This window comes from Sneathiella sp. D3-11 (assembly GCF_055809395.1).
Window position 1 is genome coordinate 233,237 of record NZ_CM147911.1, and the last position, 19,629, is coordinate 252,865.

The window sequence follows — 19,629 nt, forward strand, 5'->3', positions numbered from 1 at the left end:
ATCTTACCTTATCAAATATTCGCATGCTGTCGGAACAGCTTATAGCTACATGTGGATGACCTTGCCATAGGCGTCAAGCACAGATTCATGCATGGCCTCCGATATCGTCGGATGCGGGAAGATCGAATGCATCAATTCGATCTCAGTTGTCTCCAGCGTTTTAGCAATACCGTAACCCTGAATAAGTTCCGTCACTTCCGCACCAACCATATGCGCGCCTAGCAATTCACCGGTTTTCGCATCAAAGATTGTCTTGATCAATCCTTCCTGCTCCCCAGGGCAATTGCCTTACCGTTGCCAATAAAAGGAAAGCGCCCGACCTTAATGTCATAGCCTTTTTCCTTCGCCGCCGCTTCGGTCATGCCGACAGACGCAACCTGTGGATGGCAATAGGTACAGCCCGGAATATTTGACGTGTTAAGCGGATGCACGTCCTTCTCACCCGCAATCTTTTCAACGCAGATCACCCCTTCATGGGAGGCTTTATGCGCGAGCCATGGCGGCCCTGTCAGATCGCCAATAGCATAGACGCCGGGCTCCCCCGTGCGGGAAAATTCATCGATCACAACATGGCTGCGATCCACTTTCACCTTAGTGCCTTCAAGTCCCAGATTTTCCACATTACCGACAATACCAACCGCCAGAATTACGCGATCAAAGGTATCGGAGGATGTTTTATCCTTCTTGTCCTTGAAAGTGGCCGTGACCGTATTTCCGGATTTCTTAAGCTCCGAGACCGTGGTGCCCTTATGGATCGTCATTCCCTGCTTCTTGAAAGATTTTTCGGCAAAGGCGGAAATCTCCTCATCCTCAACAGGCAGGATTCTGTCCATTACCTCAACAACCGTAACGTCGGAACCCAAGGCATTGAAAAAGCTAGCGAATTCAATTCCTATTGCGCCGGAACCAACAACCAGCAACTTCTTCGGCATCACATCGGGTACAAGCGCTTCCTTATACGTCCAGATCAGCTTGCCGTCCGGCTCCAGACCCGGCAATGTCCGTGCCCGAGCACCAGTTGCGAGAATAATATGCTTGGCACTGACGGTAGAGATTTTCTTGCCGTCCTTGCTCACCTCAACCTTGCCCGAGCCTGCGAGCTTGCCATGACCGTCAACGACGGTAACCTTGTTCTTCTTGAGGAGATGCTTGACGCCGCCGGAAAGTTGCCCGGCCACCTGACGGGAGCGTTCAACGGTTTTTTTAAGGTCAACCGACGCCCCTTCAACCTTGATGCCGAATTCATCTGCATGCTTGATCAGATTATAGATATCTGCCGTCCGAAGCAGTGCCTTGGTCGGGATACAGCCCCAGTTCAGACAAATGCCGCCAAGATGTTCCTTTTCGATAACGGCTGTCTTCATGCCAAGCTGCGCCGCCCGAATTGCCGCAACGTAACCGCCCGGACCAGAGCCGACAACAACCAAGTCGAAATTTAAATCGCTCATATCCGGTTCCTCACAGCATCATGGTTAAAGGTTCTTCAATATAACCCTTGAAATGTTTCAGCAGTTCCGCGCCCAGTGCCCCGTCAATCACGCGGTGATCGCAGGAGAGCGTTACGCTCATCATCGTCGCCATGGCGAGCGCGCCGTCTCTAACAACAGGACGCTGTTCCCCGGCACCAATCGCAAGAATGGCAGACTGCGGCGGGTTGATCACGGCGGAGAATTCCTTGATCCCGAACATGCCGAGGTTCGAGATGGAGAAGCAGCCGCCCTGATATTCTTCCGGCATCAATTTGCCGGCCTTGGCTTTGGTTGCCAGTTCCTTCATCTCGTTAGAAATGACGGCGAGGCCTTTCTGGTCCGCCTTTCGGACCACCGGGGTAATCAGGCCCCCTTCAATCGCCACAGCGACCGAGACATCAAAATCCCTATATTGCAGGATCTTGTCTCCGCCCCAGCAGGCATTCGCCGTCGGCACTTTTTTGAGCGCGAGCGCCGACGCCCGAATGATAAAATCATTGACCGAAATCTTGTAGTCGTCAGACCGGCCATTGAGCTCTTTGCGCATTGCAAGCAGGTTATCCAACTCACATTCGATGGTGAGATAAAAATGCGGAATGGTCTGTTTTGCCTCCGACAGCCGCCGCGCAATGGTTTTGCGCATGCTGGTCAGCGGTATTTCCTCGTAATTTCCTTCTGGTGGCGGTGTTGCCGCCTGAGGCGCAGGTGCGGCCGCCGCCTTTTCGGGAGCAGCAGCTTTGACACCACCAGATGCGATGGCCTCTTCAACATCTGTTTTCACGATGCGGCCATGCGGGCCAGAGCCGGAAATCGAGCCAAGATCGAGTCCCGCATCTTTGGCGATACGTCGGGCCAACGGGCTTGCAAAAATACGATCACCCGATTTTTCAGGTTCGGCTTTGGCGCTTTGCGATGGCGCAGAAGGAGCGGGCTCTTCCGCCTTTTCATCTTTCGCCGGTGCGGGTGTATCCGCAGGTGCCGCAGCGCCTTCCGCCTTATATCCATCCAGAGCAGAGGCGTCTTCTCCCTCCTCCAGCAGAATTGCGATTGGTGTATTTACGGCGACATTTTCTGTACCGCCCTCAATGAGAATTTTCGCAAGTGTTCCTTCGTCCACTGCTTCAACTTCCATCGTCGCCTTGTCGGTTTCAATTTCAGCCAGAACATCGCCCGATGCGACGCTATCGCCTTCCTTCGCTTGCCAGTTGGCGAGCTTTCCCTCCGTCATGGTCGGTGAGAGGGCTGGCATTGTAATGGTAATTGGCATCTTCGCCCTCCTTAATCGCGATAACAGACAGATTTAGCCACCGCCACAACTTCATCGGTATGGGGCAGTGCCAGTTTTTCAAGATTGGCCGCATAGGGCATCGGCACGTCCTTGCCTGAAACCCGGAGCACCGGTGCATCAAGATAATCAAACGCGTGATGCATGATCTGCGCAGTAATTTCGGCTCCAACACCGCTTTGTGGCCAGCCTTCTTCGACGGTGACGCAGCGGTTCGTTTTACGGACAGAGGCCAGAACAGTCTCCATATCCATCGGGCGGATCGTTCGAAGGTCAATCACTTCGGCGGAAATACCCTCTTCCGCAAGTTTTTCTGCCGCTTCAAGCGCATAGCGCATCCCCATTCCGAAGGAGACGATGGTCACATCGTCACCAGACCGCTCAATTTTCGCTTTGCCAATCGGCAAAACAAAATCATCAAGGACAGGCACCTCGAAACTCTGACCATAGAGTATTTCATTTTCAAGGAAGATGACCGGATTTGGATTGCGGATAGCCGCTTTCAACAGCCCCTTCGCATCTGCCGCTGTATGGGGCGCAATCACGATCAACCCCGGGACATGGGAATACCAGGAGGCGTAACACTGTGAATGCTGGGCCGCGACGCGGGACGCCGCGCCGTTCGGTCCCCGGAAAACGATCGGACTTTCCATCTGTCCGCCGGACATATATCGCGTTTTCGCCGCTGAATTAACAATTTGGTCAATCGCTTGCATGGCGAAGTTAAAGGTCATGAACTCAACAATCGGTCGAAGTCCGTGAAAAGCTGCGCCAACACCGACACCGGCAAAGCCATGCTCCGTAATGGGGGTATCGATCACCCGGCGCGCGCCGAACTCATCCAGCAACCCCTGTGTCACCTTATAGGCCCCCTGATATTCGGCAACTTCCTCACCCATGACGAAAACACGCTCATCGCCTCGCATTTCCTCTGCCATGGCATCGCGGAGCGCCTCACGGACGGTCATCTTGACCATTTCCGTGCCTTCGGGGATTTCGCCACTGGCGTCATAGGCATCGGGAGTTTCAGAGACACTGACACGTGGCGCAGGTTCTTCCTTGGCAGGAGTATCGTCCGACGTCTCCGGTGCAGCTGCGGGAGCAGATGACGCAGAAAAACCATCAAGATCGCTGGCATCTTCCCCCTCTTCAAGGAGAACCGCAATCGGTGTATTTACCGCGACATTCTCGGTATCGCCCTCAATCAGGATTTTCCCGATTTTTCCTTCATCGACAGCCTCGACTTCCATCGTTGCCTTGTCGGTTTCAATTTCCGCAAGGACATCACCGGAGTTGACCGTATCGCCTTCTTTCACCATCCAGCGAGCCAGTTTGCCTTCCGTCATCGTCGGCGAGAGCGCCGGCATTAAAATTTCTGTTGGCATTTATCTAGTCCTTCTCAAGCTGGTCGGCACTCAGGCCAAAACATCCGTATAAAGCTCTTCCGGTTGTGGCTCCGGACTGTTCTGGGCGAATTCAACCGCATCGGCGATGATAGCCTTTATCTTGCGGTCAATTTCCTTGAGCTCGTCCTCCGTATTGATTTTATCATCCAGCATGGTTTGGCGCAGGTGATCAATCGGGTCATGCTCAGCGCGTTTCTTGTTGACCTCCTCTTTCGAACGATACTTCGCCGGATCCGACATCGAATGACCGCGATAACGGTAGGTCTTCATTTCAAGAATATACGGTCCCTTTCCCGAACGGACCCAGTCCACCGCCTTTTTGCCAGCCGCGGCAACAGCAAAAACATCCATGCCATCAACCTGTTCACCCGGCACATTAAAGCTTTCACCCCGTCTAAAAAGCTCCGTCTGAGCAGAAGATCGCTTGACCGATGTACCCATGGCATATTCATTATTTTCAATGACATAAACAACCGGTAGGCCCCAGAGTTCCGCCATGTTGAAGCTTTCATAAACCTGCCCCTGATTGACCGTGCCATCTCCCATATAGCAAAGGGTGATGTCTTTGCTATCTTGGTATTTCTGGCTGAAGGCCAGGCCAGTACCGAGCGGAACACACGCGCCGACAATCCCGTGTCCGCCATAGAAGTTTGCCTCTTTCGAGAACATATGCATAGAGCCGCCCTTCCCCTTGGAATAGCCGCCCTCGCGCCCGGTGAGTTCCGCCATCACGCCCTTTGGGTCCATCCCGCAGGCCAGCATATGACCGTGATCACGATAAGAGGTAATTACTGCATCATCGTCTGTAATCGCTGACTTCATGCCAACAACCACGGCCTCCTGCCCGATATAAAGATGGCAAAAACCGCCAATCAGGCCCATGCCGTAAATCTGGCCGGCCTTTTCCTCAAACCGGCGGATCAGCAGCATGTCATGATAAAATTTCTGAATTTGCTCTTTTGTAAATTTCGGGGTGGCCTTGCCGGCGCTCCGTGCCGGTTTCTTGGCATTCGACGAAGAGTTTTTTGCTCGGCTGGCGGTTTGACGTGCCATGATATCTCCCATTAGAAGAGGCAACCGAAGCTTCCCTGTCGCATTCGGTGCGCGTTGTGGTTAAGTCAGAATGTGACCGACCAAACCTTAACAAACAAGTATAATTTATTGATTAACTTTAAATTGGTTAATAAACATAATGTTTTGGAATATTTTAAAAATTAACTGAAAATCGGTAAATTTTTTACACCAAAAAGAAATATCACTATTTTATTCAGTTTTACGCAAGAAATGCAAAAATAAGATGATCAACAGGATACAATTTTTATAATCAGTCTAATGCCTGACTATTTCATATAGATGACGATTTCATCCGGATGAGCCAAACCCAAAACGTATCGACTACGCTCTTCCAGCATGTCCTTGTCAAGATTCTCACGGCGCAACAGGGCCACCCGTTTTTCAAGCGCTTGCTTTTCATTTTCCGTAAGCTGGTAAACGGCCTCGGCCCGGTCTATTTCATGCTGAAGCTTAAGATAGGCAAACAAGCCACGATCACCTTCAATCAGGTGGTAGCTAAAATAGGCAACCGCCAGAATCCCAAGAATGGGTCCCGCTCCGGCTTTTGCACGCTTTTTTATCTCAAGGCTAATAATCATTTACGGAGTGAATCAAATACGAGAGTCGAGGTCAACCGTAAAGTTACTTTGTGGATAAATTAGTTGCAAATAATCCGCTAATGGTCCGAAAACTGTTGATTTATTTACCTCCACGTCAGGAATAGGTCCCGTTCTTGAAAAGACCGCCCTCTTTCTCCCGTCGCGCCTTAAGAACGGGCGATATTTCTTTGCCGTTGCTCAGGTGCGCCCAGTGGGCAAATCGAGCGACCATACCCTTTTTCTTGCCCGCATAAATCCATTTGTTAAGCTCGGAGGGAACGGACTTATAATCGCCTGCATTCAGCTTCTTCAATAGTGTCGAGGATTTAAAAGCGCCCATCCCTACGTTATAGGTGAAAGAGACAAGTGCATCGACCTGATTTTGCTGTAACTTTACCTGCACGGAGCTATTGACCGTATCGACCGCCCATTTAACATCTTCATTAAAATGGCTGTTGGCCTCTGTTTGACTGATTGTCTCCCCGACCTTGACGTCCCCTGTATGGCCATACCCAATCGTCATCACCCCTGTCCCATCGTCATAGGCCTTGAGCCTTATGCCTTCAAATTGCTTGATAAATTCCGATCCTTTATCGGATAGCTGATACACCACGGTTGATCTCCTACCAATAATTACACTCCTATAAATATTATTTAAGATTTATATTTCAATCTTAAAGTGAATTATATGGCAAAAGCCCTCAGAGTCACGCCTATGCCTATATGACCCTCAATCTCAATCAACTATCAGATTGGTTCGCCTGTTTCTGCGCAAGCAGAATTGTACGGCCTGCACAATCGCGATCCTCGGTCACGAAGTCGATAACGTCCATCCCGTTAGTCGCAAGAATTGACCTATACTCATCGAGAGAGAGGCTGGCATGATAGACGGTATCTTCCCCGACCCGCCCGGTTACTTCACCATCCCCAGGCCCCACCGTCAGCATAAGGACACCGGAAGGGACAAGATGGGCGGCAAATTTCGGGAGAACTGATCTCTGCTCCGCCTGCATCAGGTGGAAGAAACTGTCCCAACCAAGAATGCCGTGAAATTGCTCTGACAGATCAAGGGCACGCATATCCATTTGCCGCCAGTCACCATCTGGAAATCTTTCGCGGGCTAACTGCAGCATGGCGGCAGAGGCATCTACGCCTGTAACCGCATACTCGCGTCCAATAATGTAACTTGCGATAGGATCGCCCGACCCGCAACCTGCATCAAGGACATGACTGTGATCAGGGATAAGGGAGAGGAACCGATCAAGCCAGCTCCTCTCAAACAGGGATTTGGAGCGCTCTGCATCGAAACGGACGGCGTTGCGCTCATAGACATCTTGCGTCGTTTTCGCAATATCCGAAAGCGATACTGTCACGACAGGCTTTAGGCTTTCAGTATGCTACGGCCCGCATATTCAGCCGCATCACCCAACTCCTGCTCAATCCGGATCAACTGATTGTATTTTGCCAACCGATCAGAGCGAGACAGGCTCCCGGTCTTGATCTGGCCGCAGTTGGTGGCAACGGCTAGGTCTGCGATGGTGGAATCCTCGGTCTCACCAGAACGGTGCGACATGACGGCCGTGTAGCGCGCCTTATGCGCCATTTCAACCGCCTCCAGCGTCTCAGTGAGAGAGCCAATCTGGTTCACCTTCACAAGGATGGAATTTGCAACACCTTGCGCGATCCCATCCGCTAGTCGTTTCGGATTGGTGACGAAAAGATCGTCGCCGACAAGCTGTACTTTATCACCGATTTTGTCTGTCAGCGATTTCCAACCGGCCCAGTCGTCTTCGCTCATGCCGTCTTCAATTGAGATGATCGGGTAATCACCGACAAGCGCAGCGTAATAGTCTGCCATTTCCTCAGGCGCGAGAATCTTATTTTCGCCCTTGAGGTGATATTTGCCGTCCTTGAAGAACTCTGTCGAGGCCGCATCGAGCGCAAGATAAATATCCTCGCCTGGCTTATAGCCCGCACCTTCAATGGATTTCATAATAAAATCAATGGCATCGCGCGTGCTGGCGATATTTGGCGCGAAGCCGCCTTCATCGCCAACATTAGTGTTATGCCCGGCCTTGGAAAGTTCTTTCTTCAGCGTCTGGAAGACTTCCGATCCCATGCGAATGGCATCCGCACACGTATCGGCGGAAACAGGCATAATCATGAATTCTTGAATATCGATTGGGTTGTCCGCATGTTCTCCGCCATTGATGATGTTCATCATCGGGACCGGCAGAGTGCGAGCAGACGCGCCACCGACATAGCGATAGAGCGGGAGGCCACAGTCTTCCGCTGCAGCGCGGGCAAGCGCGAGACTGACACCGAGGATGGCGTTTGCGCCGAGACGGGCTTTGTTTTCAGTGCCATCGAGCGCGATCATCGCCCGGTCGAGTGCAATCTGATCATCTGCATCGCGACCGGAGAGAATATCAAAAATCTCACCATTAACCGCATCAACAGCTTTAAGGACGCCCTTGCCACCATAACGCGACTTATCGCCGTCGCGCAACTCTACGGCTTCATGCGCTCCAGTTGAGGCGCCGGAAGGGACTGCCGCGCGGCCAAACGCGCCGCTTTCCAGAATAACATCTACCTCAACCGTGGGGTTGCCCCGACTATCCAGAATTTCACGGCCGGTTATATCAAGAATTGCACTCATACGACTTGGTTCCTGTTTCTAGAGGTTTTTCGCGAGATTATCGAATTTTTGTAAAGTGGCGAGCAATGCCTCCATCTCATCGATGGGCACCATGTTCGGTCCATCAGAGGGGGCGTTATCAGGGTCCTGATGCGTTTCCATAAAGACCATGGCCACGCCAACAGCAACAGCAGCACGTGCGAGGACAGGTACGAATTCGCGCTGACCGCCCGATGTTGTGCCCTGCCCGCACTGGCTGTTGCACGGAATGGGTGGCATCGAAGACAATCGGTTGACCCGTCTGCTCCGCCATGATGGCGAGGCTCCGCATATCGGAAACCAACGTGTTATAGCCAAAACTCGCGCCGCGTTCAGTCAGCAGGACACGGTTATTGCCTGCACTGATCAGTTTGTTGGCAACGTTCTTCATGTCCCATGGCGCGAGAAACTGACCCTTCTTCACATTGACGACCTTGCCGGTCTTCGCCGCAGCAACCAGAAGATCCGTCTGACGACAAAGGAATGCCGGTATCTGCAACACATCCACTGCATCGCCCAAGGCAGCGCAATGTTCCGGCAGATGCACGTCAGTCAGAACGGGAATGCCGAACTCACTCCGGATAAGCTCAAACACCGGGATCGCGCCTTCCAGGCCGAGCCCTCGCTCTGCCGTGTGCGATGTCCGGTTCGCTTTATCGAAGGAGGTTTTATAGACAAGCCCAATGCCGAGTTTCTGAGTCATCTCATGCAGGCGCCCTGCCATATCCATCGCATGGATCATGCTTTCCATCTGGCACGGCCCCGCAATCAGCGCGAAGGGTAAATCATTACCAACAATGATATTGCCAATCTGGACGTGATGAGTTTCAGTCATGTCTATACCAATCGTGATTTCTTGACCGCCGCCGTGATAAAGCTTTCAAAAAGAGGGTGCGGTGCAAAGGGCTTCGATTTTAACTCAGGATGGAACTGAACGCCAATAAACCAGGGGTGATCCGTAATTTCGACAATTTCCGGCAGTTCCCCGTCCGGAGAAAGGCCTGAGAATTTATAGCCGACCTTCTCCAAAACCTCTTTATAGGCAATATTCACTTCATACCGATGACGATGACGCTCATCGACATGATCTGTCCCGTATATTTCGTTCACCTTGGTTCCCGCGACAAGATCACACGGGTAAGAACCGAGACGCATTGTACCACCAAGATCGCTGTCTTCACTCCGGACTTCTGTCATATTGCCGCGTGTCCATTCGGTCATCAGCCCGACGACTTTGGGGTCATACTCGCCAAATTCAGACGTGCCCGCGTTCGGCAACCCCGCAAGACTGCGACAGCCTTCAATAACTGCCATCTGCATGCCAAAACAAATACCGAAATAGGGAATTTTCTGTGTCCGGGCGTACTGAACGGCCTTGATCTTGCCTTCGGCACCGCGCTCCCCGAATCCGCCGGGAACGAGGATGGCATCCGCATCGCCTAGAAGATTTGCCGGAGAGGCATCATCTTTTTCAAACTGCTCTGATTCCAGCCAGTTAATCTTGACCCGCACCCGGTTGGCGATCCCGCCGTGGATTAGCGATTCCGTCAGCGACTTATAGGCGTCCTGAAGCTCGATATATTTGCCGACCACCGTCACATTCACTTCGCCTTCCGGATGAAGCACCCGGTCGACAATATTTTCCCATTTGGAAAGATCCGGCTTCGATATGTCCGTAATCCCGAAGGCTTTCAGGACTTGCTCGTCAAAGCCTTCCTTATGGTAGCTGAGTGGTACCTCATAAATTGTGCGAACATCCAGCGCCTGAATAACCGCCTCTTCCGGCACATTGCAGAAAAGGCCGATTTTGCGGCGCTGTCCTTTCGGAATAGGTTTTTCGCTCCGGCAGAGCAGGATATCCGGCTGAATACCGATAGAACGAAGTTCTTTCACCGAATGCTGCGTCGGTTTGGTCTTCAACTCGCCTGCCGCTGCGATATAGGGCACCAATGTCAGATGAATAAAGACGGCATTATTGCCAAGCTCATACCCAAGCTGGCGAATGGCTTCCAGAAACGGCAGTCCTTCAATATCACCAACGGTGCCGCCAATTTCGACAAGGACGAAATCCTCATCATCCAGATTGGCCGTGGCGAATTCCTTGATGGCGTTGGTAATATGCGGAATTACCTGCACCGTACCGCCGAGATAATCCCCGCGACGTTCTTTACGGATTACTGTCTGGTAAATCCGTCCCGTGGTGACGTTATCTGTCTGCTTGGAGGGAACGCCGGTAAAGCGTTCATAATGCCCGAGGTCGAGGTCAGTTTCTGCCCCGTCATCGGTTACATAGCATTCGCCATGTTCGTAAGGATTCATCGTGCCGGGATCGACGTTGATATAGGGATCCAGTTTCCGGAGGCGGACCTTATAGCCGCGCGCCTGCAGGAGGGAAGCCAAAGCCGCCCCGGCGAGACCTTTGCCAAGCGAGGAAACCACACCACCGGTAATGAAAATAAACCGAGCCATGGAGTTACGTTATAACCAATTCTGTGATCAACGGAAAGTAAAAGAGGCGGCAATTACGCCGCCTCGGTAATATTTTTTGAAAGGTCCGATTATTCCGAGACCGGAGCCGTTGGCTCCGCTGGTTTTTCGGGCACAGCTGGCGCGCCACTTTCCGGAGCGCCCGTCGTCGTCGCGGGGGTATCCAGAATGGACGTTGGTTCAGAATGCGTACCGCTGATAATTGCGAGAAGAACACTCGTCAGCATAAAGGCGCCCGCCAATCCTGCTGTTGTCCGGGTAAGCAGGTTTGCCGCGCCACGACTTGACATTGCGCCGCCGCCACCGCCGCCGCCGATACCAAGCGCGCCCCCTTCGGAACGTTGCAACAGCACAACCACAATCAGAAAGACCGCGATCATAATATGAATGACCAGAAGGACAGTTTCCATTCTCTTCAATTCCAGCTTTTCAGGCGGCCATTGCCGCCCCGTTATTCAACAATTGCAGGGCTTCTACACCAAAGTTCACTTTATGGCTAGTAACTTTCCCGCGCTTTTAATCAAATTGATGTAGCAACAATCGGCCAGAAATCAGCCGCCTTCAAACTCGCCCCGCCGACCAGCGCGCCATCCACATTCTCAACTGCCATCAGTTCTTCGGCGTTACTGCCCTTAACCGAACCACCATAAAGAACACGCACCTGATCCGAATCATTCATCAATGCGTCCAGTTCTTTACGAATATGGGCATGAACCACCGCGACATCATCCGGGGTTGGTGTCTTTCCCGTCCCGATCGCCCAGACGGGCTCATAGGCGATCACGGTATTCGCGGCTGTTGCTCCCTCAGGAAGGGAGTTTTTGACCTGATCACTTATCACATCAAGGGTTTTATCCGCTTCACGTTCCGCCAATGTCTCGCCGACACAGACAATCGCAATCAAGCCGCCCCGATGCGCGGCTTCGGCCTTTGCCTTCACAACGGCATTCGTCTCATTATGGTCCGCCCGACGCTCTGAATGCCCAACGATGCAATAGCTTGCACCCGCGTCTTTCAGCATTTCCGCCGAAATATCCCCTGTGTGGGCGCCGCTTTCATTCGCGTGACAGTCCTGTCCGCCAATCTCAACGGCACTATTCCCTGCAACGGCGGCCATCTCCCGCAAAAGAGTTGCCGGCGGGCGGATCAGGATATCGCATTTAGGCGCAGCATGCTTTTCGGCGTGCGCCACCAATTCTTTTAATTCACTCGCCGCCGAAGCAAGACCGTTCATTTTCCAGTTCCCGGCAATCAGCGGGCGTCTTTGATTTGACATCTATTTCCCTCAGAAACGTCATATAAATTAGGACAGATATTGTAAATTCAGGTTCATATGCCATTTTTTAAGCGAGAAAGATACCGCTTTGCAAATTTCCATGTTGCCCCGCCCTGCCCTGTACCTATAATCTGGCGCGCTTAAACCGGGCGACATTGGATTGGCTGGCGAATTTTAAACTAACAGGTTACTGGTAGACAATTAATATGCTTCACGCGATGCGAAAAGGAGCCAGCGGATGGCTCGCAAAAGGTTTGTTACTTCTTCTGGTCGCGAGTTTCGGCGTTTGGGGGATTGGCGGTGATATGCTGACCAGTTCCGTGGGCAGCAACGTGATCGAGGTCGGTGACACGTCTGTCTCTCTTGGAGAATTCCAGCGTGACTATCAGCGCAATCTCAATCTTCTCTCGGCGCGCTTTAATACGCAGCTGACGCAGGAACAGGCGCAGCAGTTCGGTCTGGCCCAGATGACCGTCAACCAGATTGCCTCCCGCGCACTGATAGATGAAAAGACGAAAGCGCTTGGACTCAGTGCCGATGACGAAGCCGTGCGTAAAATGATCCAGAGCCAGCCGACCTTCCAAAACCAGTCTGGGCAGTTCGACCGCTTCATGTTCGAACAGTTTCTTGCCCGTAATGGCTACAGCGAAGGTGAATATATCGAGATTGTTCGTAATGACATTACCGGGAACCAGCTTTTCGGCACGCTATCCCAAGGTGTCACCAAAGCGCCGACCGTACTTGTCGACACTTTCTATGCCTATCTCGCAGAGAAACGGACGGCGAAGTATATTGACATCCTCGATAGCAGCATTGGTTTCGCCCCTGCTCCATCAGATGAGGAACTTGAGGCCCTGATTAAGGAAAACCCGGAGAACTACTCCGCGCCTGAATATCGTAAAATCAGCTATATCCTGCTGACAGCTGAAACACTCGCTGCCGAAACGGACATCTCTGAAGAGGATCTTAAAGCCGAGTATGAAGCCAGAAAAAGTGAGTTTGACACGCCGGAAACACGCGCGGTAGTTCAGATGATCTTCGAAAGCGAAGAAAAAGCCTCAGCCGCAAGCAAGAAAATCACCGACGGCGCGGACTTTGCGGAGATCGCCATGTCAGACCTGCAACTAACGCCCGCAGATATAGACTTGGGCATGATGTCCGCAACAGACCTCCTCCCTGAATTGCAAGGGCCGGTTTTTAGTCTTGAAAAGGGCGGTGTAACGGAACCGATTAAAACGATACTCGGATGGCATCTCGCCAAGGTCGAAGATATCGTACCCGGTGAGGAACAGAATTTCGATGCGGTAAAAGATCAGCTCAAGAAGGACATACTGCAAAACAAAGCGCAGGAACTTCTTTATACAGAAGCGACCAAGCTTGAAGATGAATTTGCCGGTGGCGCAAATTTGCGTGAGGCAGGCCAGACCCTCGGTCTTACTGTCGTAACAACAGATTGGATTGATGCCAGCGGCAACGACAAGACAGGCAATCCTGTCGACGGACTGCCGACAGTGCCCGGCTTTTTGAGCGAAGCTTTTGCCCGACAGACTGGCGAAGAGGCAGAAATGAGCGAGACGGCAGATGGCGGATATTATGCTGTTGTTGTCGATCAGGTAGACCCTGCCGCTGTCAAACCTTTGGCCGATGTAAAGGAACAAGTAACACAGGACTGGCAAGACAACTGGCGCCATGAAGAAGCGCGTAAAAAAGCCGAGGCACTTCTGGTTAAGGCAAATGCCGGTGAGGATCTTGAGAAAATTGCCACGGATCTTGGCCTTACTGTGCAAACATCATCTGCCGTTCTTAGAAGCGGAGCAGCCGGAGACCTATCCCCCGTTGCACGGGATGGTCTGTTCGACCTGCAGCCCGGCGCCTATGGCGTGAATGTCAATCAAACGGGAAATGGCACCCTTCTTTATGGCGTTGCAGATATTATTCCGGCTGACCCGGCCAAAGATCAGGATGCTTTCGCACAGATGTCGGAGCAGATTACGGCTAGTATTCGGGCCGGTATCCTTGCGGAATATGAAAATTACCTTCAAAAAGATATCGGCATTTCCGTCAAGGAAGAGCTGATCAAGGAATATTTCTAACACTATGTCCATTCAGCCAAGCTTTGCCGATTTCAAAAAGAAACATGAAACCGGCCAGTCACAGATCTTGTGGACGACACTGGTCGCCGATCTGGAAACCCCCGTCTCCGCGATGATGAAACTCGCGGAAGGACAGGCGAACTCCTTCCTTCTGGAATCCGTCGAGGGAGGTGCTGTTCGCGGCCGTTATTCTATTATTGGCCTGAAGCCGGACCTCATCTGGCGCTGTGACGGGAATGAGGCGCGTATCAATCGCATGGCTCGCTTCGATCCGGATGCGTTTGTTGCCTGTGACGGCAATGTGCTGGATAGCTTGCAATCCCTGATCGATGAAAGCCATATTGACCTTCCCGAAAATCTCCCGCCAATGGCGGCTGGTCTGGTGGGCTATATGTCCTATGACACTGTTCGCCTTATGGAGAAAATTCCGGACGGCAATCCAGATGAGCTGCATATTCCCGAAGGGATGTTCATCCGGCCGACGGTTATGGCCATTTTCGACAGCATCCTAGATCTGGTGACCATCGTGACTCCCGTCTGGACAGATGGTAACCGATCGGCGCAGGATGCCTATAATCATGCTGCAGAACGCATTGCGGATGCAGTCCATGACTTTGAGCGAAGCTTGCCTCATTCAGCCTCCCTTGATGCGGGACAGATTGACCTGCCGGAACCGACATCAAATACTTCGGTTACCGAGTATTATTCGATGGTCGAAAAGGCGAAGGAATATGTCCGCGCTGGTGATATCTTTCAGGTCGTGCCATCGCAACGCTTTGAACTGCCGTTCGAGTTGCCTTCGCTAGCTCTATACCGGGCGCTCAGACGTACCAACCCGTCCCCCTTTATGTTCTACCTGAACTTCGGGGAGTTCTCGATCGTGGGTTCCAGCCCGGAAATTCTGGTTCGGCTGCGCGATAATAAGGTCACAATACGCCCAATCGCCGGCACCCGCCCACGCGGCGCAACGGCTGCCGAGGATGCCGCGCTTGCAGAAGATCTTCTTTCCGATCCGAAAGAACTGGCGGAGCATTTGATGCTGCTCGATCTTGGGCGGAACGATGTTGGCCGGGTCGCCAAGATTGGCTCTGTCACCGTCACCGAGAAAATGGAAATCGAGAATTACTCTCATGTGATGCATATCGTCTCCAACGTGGAAGGCGATATAGCAGACGGACTAACAGCCATCGACGCATTGAAGGCCGGGTTTCCGGCAGGCACTGTTTCGGGGGCACCGAAAGTGCGTGCGATGGAAATCATTGATGAGCTAGAAAAGAGCCGCCGCGGCATCTATGGTGGCGCTGTGGGCTATATTTCTGCGAATGGCTCCATGGATACCTGCATTGCGCTTCGGACCGCACTTGTAAAAGACAACAAAGTCTATATTCAGGCGGGCGGCGGTGTTGTTGCAGACAGCGACCCCGACGCAGAATATCAAGAGACGGTCAACAAGGCCAAGGCCCTCGTCCGGGCGGCACAGGAAGCCGTTCGCTATGCCTCCGATACAGGCCGCAACCGCTAGTCAAGCTAACCTTTGAAGGTCAGGGCTGTCACCGCGCTGATCGGCACAAACAGGAAACCTTTTTTCTTGGCTTCAGGCAGCCATTTTTGAAGGACCCGAATGGTCGCCGGATGCGGATGGCCGATGGCAATAGCCACGCCTGCCCGTTCGGCAGTTGCCTCCACCTCGGCGAGCTGTTTCAGGATCGCTTTTTCATCAATGACGTGATCTATAAAGATGTCCCGCTTGGCCGATGGCATGCCACGCTCAACGGCAAGGCGATATCCGGTTGAGGCGGATGTTGTCTTGGAATCAAGGAACAGGAGTCCCCTTGCCGCCATAATATCCATCACGATGGCCATCGCCTCTCCGTCCGCGGTAAAGCGGCTGCCCATATGGTTATTAACGCCGACATAACCTTTAAAACTATCAAGATTGCGTATGGTCCGTGCCTTGAGTTCTTCCCTTGATAAGCCCGTCACTAAGGCATCCGGGCCAGGGTCAACATGATGATCTGTTGGCTCCATCGGCAAATGCAGCATAATTTCATTGCCATTCTGGCGCGCCAATTCCACCTTACCCTGAAGGCCAGGCGCGTAAGGCAAAAACGCCATCGTCAAAAGCGCAGGCAGATCATTGAGTGCCACAACCCGCCGGTGACTAAGTCCGACATCATCGATGACAATAGCGATCAACGGCCTTCCCTGAAGGGGCGGCGTCAAGGCTGCATAGCGCTTCCACGCCGGCATTTCGTCACGAAGACCGTCCGCCTGTGTCGCTAAAGAAACTGGCTCAGATACAACCTCTATCACAGACTCAACCGATGCCGTTTCCGGTATCGTGACTGGGTAATCGTTATAGGTAAATGGGCTTTGCGGCACGAGCGGATCAGGACGTGCAGCAGGTTCAACCGCTGCTGTCGGTATAGCAAGAGCACTTACCGACCGAATTTCCGGCGCACTTTCGAAGGGTTCAAATATCTTGCCAATTAAAATGCCCCCGCTCGCGCTGATCATGAGGACAGCCGCGCAAAGAACAACCACGCGGATCGGTGATGCCGTCAATCGATCCACCCGAGATTGCCCCTCCGGTTTCTTTTTCCCCTTTTGTCGGGATGGCATTTAAAATAATCCCCTCGTCAAACACTACGGGTTACTCAACAGCAACTTACCTATGATAATTCTATTTCAATATGGTAAACAAGGCATAAAGATGTCGGCCCACCGCGTGGGCGAGGGTATTTGTACTCTTGATTTTGTTTAAAAAAAGAGAAACTGCTAATTGGGGCCTTGAAGTCTCCCCTCCTTGTCGACAAAATTCTGACGCACATTTAAGAAAGCGTGATATAGTACTGATATGATTACGTTAATTGATAATTACGACAGCTTTACCTATAATCTCGTGCATTTCCTTGGGGAATTAGGCGCGGATGTGAAGGTCTATCGCAACAATGTGGTGACCGTGGATGAACTGTTCGAAGAAAATCCCTCCGGCATAGTTCTGTCTCCCGGCCCATGCGATCCGGATCGGGCAGGCATCTGCCTTGAAACAGTTAAACGTGCCAGTGTGACCGGAATGCCCGTTTTAGGCGTTTGCCTCGGCCATCAAACAATCGGGCAGGCATTCGGTGGCAAAGTCGTCCGTGCCGATCAGCTTATGCATGGCAAAACATCGGAGATTATCCATAACGGCACGGGCCTCTTTAAGGGGCTGCCTAACCGCTTTACTGCGACGCGCTATCATTCCCTGACCATCGATCCGGCAACCGTTCCCAACACTCTGGAAGTGACCGCGACAACGGAAGACGGGGTTATTATGGGCCTCAGTCACAAGAGCCTGCCGCTGCACGGCGTTCAGTTCCATCCCGAAAGCATTGCGTCCGAACATGGACATGATCTTCTGCAAAATTTCCTTAACCTTACTCGCCCGGATTCCAAGGCCGCGGCATGAGTGATGTTCAACCTAATTTCAAGGCGCTGGTCACAAAGATCGCTGCTGGCCAGACGTTAAGCCAAGCTGAGGCGAAAATCGCCTTTAACATCATCCTCTCCGGCGACGCGACGCCTTCGCAGATGGGTGCCTTTCTGATGGGACTTCATTTGCGTGGCGAAACAGTCGATGAACTGATTGGCGGTGTCTCAGTCTTGCGGGAAAAGGCGACCTACATCACGGCTCCAGAAAATGCGGTAGATGTGGTTGGTACTGGCGGGGATGGCCACGGCACGCTCAATATCTCAACGGCCGCTGCTTTTGTGACCGCTGGCGCAGGCGTTCCCGTTGCCAAGCATGGCAACAAAGCCGCCTCCTCCCGCTCCGGCACGGCGGATGTTCAGGCTGTTCTCGGCATCAATACGGAATGTGATTTTGACCTGACACAGCGCGCGGTTCATGAGGCTGGCATTGGCTTTATGGTCGCCTATCGTCATCATGGGGCCATGCGGCATGTCGGTCCAACACGGGTAGAACTTGGCATTCGCACCATTTTCAACCTCCTCGGTGTTATGTCTAACCCAGCCGCTGTGAAGCGCCAGTTAATCGGTGTGTATGATCCGCGCTGGATGCGGCCGATGGCCGAAACCCTGAAGGAACTTGGTTCTACCCATATATGGGTCATGCATGGCTCTGATGGTCTTGACGAACTAACGACAACGGGGCCCTCTAAAGTTGTCGAGATGAAGAACGGTGATTTTTCAGAATTTGACATTACACCCGAGGAATTTGGCCTCAAGAAAGTCTCGCTTGAGGATTTGAAGGGCGGCACACCGGAAGAAAATGCGAAAGCCCTTATGGGGTTACTAAACGGGGAGAAAGGTCCCTACCGTGACGTAACCCTGTTGAATGCGGGCGCGGCAATTATGATCGGCGGAAAATGTGACACGGTAGCGGACGGCATCAAACTTGCCAAGCAGTCCATCGATAGCGGCAAGGCGCTCACCGCCTTTGAGACGTTAAAGCGCATCTCCAATGAAACAGGACACAGCGAATGAGCATTCTTGCAAAAATTTGCGATGATAAGCGCGAGCATGTTCGTGAAGCTAAAATCCGCACCTCCCTCTCAGATATTGAGGCCGCGGCCAAAGCCGCCACTGCACCGCGTGGCTTTATCCGTGCTCTCAAAGCCCGCCGGGAGGCAGGGGAATATGGCCTGATCGCCGAGATCAAGAAGGCCTCCCCTCGAAAGGATTGATCCGCGCAGATTTTGATCCACCGTCCCTCGCCAAGGCCTATGAAGACGGCGGCGCAACTTGTCTTTCCGTACTTACGGATATTCCTTATTTTCAGGGCTCCGACGATTATCTCTTAGCTGCGCGGAATGCGGTGTCCCTGCCTGTTTTGCGAAAAGATTTTATGATCGATCCCTATCAGGTGGCTGAAGCCCGCGCGCTTGGGGCCGACTGCATCCTGCTCATCATGGCAGCGCTTGATGATACCGAGGCGGAAGAACTTGAATCTTGCGCACAGGATTGGGGTATGGATGTGCTGATCGAGGTACATGATCGGGTAGAGTTGAACCGGGCTGTAAAGCTTAAAAGCCCGCTGATCGGTATTAACAATCGAAACCTGAAAACACTGGAAGTGAATATCGCGACGACAGAAGAGCTCGCCGGCGCCCTGCCAGATGATTGCATCGCCGTCAGCGAAAGCGGCCTTTATACGCCAGAGGATCTCACCCGCATGGAAAAGGCGGGCTGCGGCTGCTTCATGGTTGGCGAATCCCTGATGCGGCAGGATGATGTAGCTGCCGCCGTTCGCACCCTACTCCACCGGGGTTAAGGAGAGCAT

15 protein-coding genes and 3 pseudogenes are annotated in these 19,629 nt (G+C 52.5%); 5 read left to right on the top strand and 13 right to left on the bottom strand.

Going from position 1 to position 19,629, the window contains the following annotated elements:
* Window positions 1-45: 45 nt before the first annotated feature.
* From lpdA to tpiA, 12 genes and pseudogenes are all read right to left on the bottom strand, one after another.
* Window positions 46-1,448, bottom strand: a pseudogene (lpdA, locus tag AC0L73_RS01190) (dihydrolipoyl dehydrogenase).
* Window positions 1,449-1,458: 10 nt separating this feature from the next.
* On the bottom strand, window positions 1,459-2,736 hold the full coding sequence (locus AC0L73_RS01195) for a pyruvate dehydrogenase complex dihydrolipoamide acetyltransferase (RefSeq protein WP_473654681.1): 1,278 nt from the start codon (window positions 2,734-2,736) through the stop codon (window positions 1,459-1,461).
* 11 nt (window positions 2,737-2,747) lie between these two features.
* Window positions 2,748-4,139 carry a pyruvate dehydrogenase complex E1 component subunit beta gene (locus AC0L73_RS01200; protein WP_227952154.1) on the bottom strand — a complete coding sequence of 464 codons (1,392 nt, stop codon included), beginning with the start codon at window positions 4,137-4,139 and terminating at the stop codon, window positions 2,748-2,750.
* 30 nt (window positions 4,140-4,169) lie between these two features.
* Complete coding sequence (gene pdhA, locus AC0L73_RS01205) at window positions 4,170-5,213, bottom strand: pyruvate dehydrogenase (acetyl-transferring) E1 component subunit alpha (RefSeq protein WP_227952155.1); 1,044 nt, start codon at window positions 5,211-5,213, stop codon at window positions 4,170-4,172.
* 287 nt (window positions 5,214-5,500) lie between these two features.
* Entirely contained in the window at window positions 5,501-5,812 is a 312-nt protein-coding gene (locus AC0L73_RS01210; protein WP_227952156.1) for an FtsB family cell division protein, read from the bottom strand.
* A gap of 115 nt (window positions 5,813-5,927) precedes the next feature.
* Window positions 5,928-6,425, bottom strand: a complete 498-nt coding sequence (locus tag AC0L73_RS01215; protein ID WP_473654682.1) for a lysozyme — start codon at window positions 6,423-6,425, stop codon at window positions 5,928-5,930.
* Between the two features lie 127 nt (window positions 6,426-6,552).
* The gene (locus AC0L73_RS01220) at window positions 6,553-7,185 is read right to left on the bottom strand and encodes a class I SAM-dependent methyltransferase (protein WP_227952158.1); all 633 of its coding nucleotides are present in this window, start codon (window positions 7,183-7,185) and stop codon (window positions 6,553-6,555) included.
* A gap of 8 nt (window positions 7,186-7,193) precedes the next feature.
* Window positions 7,194-8,471: a phosphopyruvate hydratase gene (eno, locus tag AC0L73_RS01225; protein ID WP_227952159.1), complete on the bottom strand. Its 1,278-nt coding sequence runs from the start codon at window positions 8,469-8,471 to the stop codon at window positions 7,194-7,196.
* Between the two features lie 18 nt (window positions 8,472-8,489).
* A pseudogene (gene kdsA / locus AC0L73_RS01230) lies at window positions 8,490-9,324 on the bottom strand (3-deoxy-8-phosphooctulonate synthase).
* Window positions 9,325-9,326: 2 nt separating this feature from the next.
* The gene (locus AC0L73_RS01235; protein ID WP_227952161.1) at window positions 9,327-10,958 is read right to left on the bottom strand and encodes a CTP synthase; all 1,632 of its coding nucleotides are present in this window, start codon (window positions 10,956-10,958) and stop codon (window positions 9,327-9,329) included.
* An 89-nt stretch (window positions 10,959-11,047) separates the two neighbouring features.
* Window positions 11,048-11,386, bottom strand: a complete 339-nt coding sequence (secG, locus tag AC0L73_RS01240) for a preprotein translocase subunit SecG (protein ID WP_227952162.1) — start codon at window positions 11,384-11,386, stop codon at window positions 11,048-11,050.
* A 110-nt stretch (window positions 11,387-11,496) separates the two neighbouring features.
* On the bottom strand, window positions 11,497-12,252 hold the full coding sequence (gene tpiA, locus AC0L73_RS01245) for a triose-phosphate isomerase (protein ID WP_473654683.1): 756 nt from the start codon (window positions 12,250-12,252) through the stop codon (window positions 11,497-11,499).
* 218 nt (window positions 12,253-12,470) lie between these two features.
* On the opposite strand from tpiA, the gene AC0L73_RS01250 reads away from it, so the two are divergent.
* Together AC0L73_RS01250 and trpE are read left to right on the top strand one after the other, a co-directional pair.
* Window positions 12,471-14,345 carry a SurA N-terminal domain-containing protein gene (locus tag AC0L73_RS01250; protein ID WP_473654684.1) on the top strand — a complete coding sequence of 625 codons (1,875 nt, stop codon included), beginning with the start codon at window positions 12,471-12,473 and terminating at the stop codon, window positions 14,343-14,345.
* 4 nt (window positions 14,346-14,349) lie between these two features.
* The gene (gene trpE, locus AC0L73_RS01255) at window positions 14,350-15,867 is read left to right on the top strand and encodes an anthranilate synthase component I (RefSeq protein WP_473654685.1); all 1,518 of its coding nucleotides are present in this window, start codon (window positions 14,350-14,352) and stop codon (window positions 15,865-15,867) included.
* 5 nt (window positions 15,868-15,872) lie between these two features.
* On the opposite strand, the gene AC0L73_RS01260 is transcribed toward trpE, so the two are convergent.
* Window positions 15,873-16,967 (bottom strand): divergent polysaccharide deacetylase family protein, encoded by a 1,095-nt coding sequence (locus AC0L73_RS01260; protein WP_227952166.1) that lies wholly within the window; start codon window positions 16,965-16,967, stop codon window positions 15,873-15,875.
* Between the two features lie 235 nt (window positions 16,968-17,202).
* On the opposite strand from AC0L73_RS01260, the gene AC0L73_RS01265 reads away from it, so the two are divergent.
* The 3 genes and pseudogenes from AC0L73_RS01265 to trpC all read left to right on the top strand — a co-directional run bounded on the left by AC0L73_RS01265 (window position 17,203) and on the right by trpC (window position 19,620).
* Window positions 17,203-17,796: an anthranilate synthase component II gene (locus AC0L73_RS01265; RefSeq protein ID WP_227952167.1), complete on the top strand. Its 594-nt coding sequence runs from the start codon at window positions 17,203-17,205 to the stop codon at window positions 17,794-17,796.
* Complete coding sequence (gene trpD, locus AC0L73_RS01270; RefSeq protein WP_227952168.1) at window positions 17,793-18,833, top strand: anthranilate phosphoribosyltransferase; 1,041 nt, start codon at window positions 17,793-17,795, stop codon at window positions 18,831-18,833. Before AC0L73_RS01265 ends, trpD begins: the two co-directional genes overlap by 4 nt.
* Window positions 18,830-19,620 (top strand): annotated as a pseudogene (trpC, locus tag AC0L73_RS01275) (indole-3-glycerol phosphate synthase TrpC). Before trpD ends, trpC begins: the two are co-directional and overlap by 4 nt.
* Window positions 19,621-19,629: the final 9 nt, after the last annotated feature.

Excerpts from the sequence above, each read along its gene's own strand:
- AC0L73_RS01195 (WP_473654681.1), bottom strand. The coding sequence starts at position 2,736 with ATGCCAATTACCATTACAATGCCAGCCCTCTCACCGACCATGACGGAG.
- AC0L73_RS01200 (WP_227952154.1), bottom strand. The coding sequence starts at position 4,139 with ATGCCAACAGAAATTTTAATGCCGGCGCTCTCGCCGACGATGACGGAA.
- pdhA (WP_227952155.1), bottom strand. The coding sequence starts at position 5,213 with ATGGCACGTCAAACCGCCAGCCGAGCAAAAAACTCTTCGTCGAATGCC.
- AC0L73_RS01210 (WP_227952156.1), bottom strand. The coding sequence starts at position 5,812 with ATGATTATTAGCCTTGAGATAAAAAAGCGTGCAAAAGCCGGAGCGGGA.
- eno (WP_227952159.1), bottom strand. The coding sequence starts at position 8,471 with ATGAGTGCAATTCTTGATATAACCGGCCGTGAAATTCTGGATAGTCGG.
- AC0L73_RS01235 (WP_227952161.1), bottom strand. The coding sequence starts at position 10,958 with ATGGCTCGGTTTATTTTCATTACCGGTGGTGTGGTTTCCTCGCTTGGC.
- secG (WP_227952162.1), bottom strand. The coding sequence starts at position 11,386 with ATGGAAACTGTCCTTCTGGTCATTCATATTATGATCGCGGTCTTTCTG.
- tpiA (WP_473654683.1), bottom strand. The coding sequence starts at position 12,252 with ATGTCAAATCAAAGACGCCCGCTGATTGCCGGGAACTGGAAAATGAAC.
- AC0L73_RS01250 (WP_473654684.1), top strand. The coding sequence starts at position 12,471 with ATGCGAAAAGGAGCCAGCGGATGGCTCGCAAAAGGTTTGTTACTTCTT.
- trpE (WP_473654685.1), top strand. The coding sequence starts at position 14,350 with ATGTCCATTCAGCCAAGCTTTGCCGATTTCAAAAAGAAACATGAAACC.
- AC0L73_RS01260 (WP_227952166.1), bottom strand. The coding sequence starts at position 16,967 with ATGCCATCCCGACAAAAGGGGAAAAAGAAACCGGAGGGGCAATCTCGG.
- AC0L73_RS01265 (WP_227952167.1), top strand. The coding sequence starts at position 17,203 with ATGATTACGTTAATTGATAATTACGACAGCTTTACCTATAATCTCGTG.
- trpD (WP_227952168.1), top strand. The coding sequence starts at position 17,793 with ATGAGTGATGTTCAACCTAATTTCAAGGCGCTGGTCACAAAGATCGCT.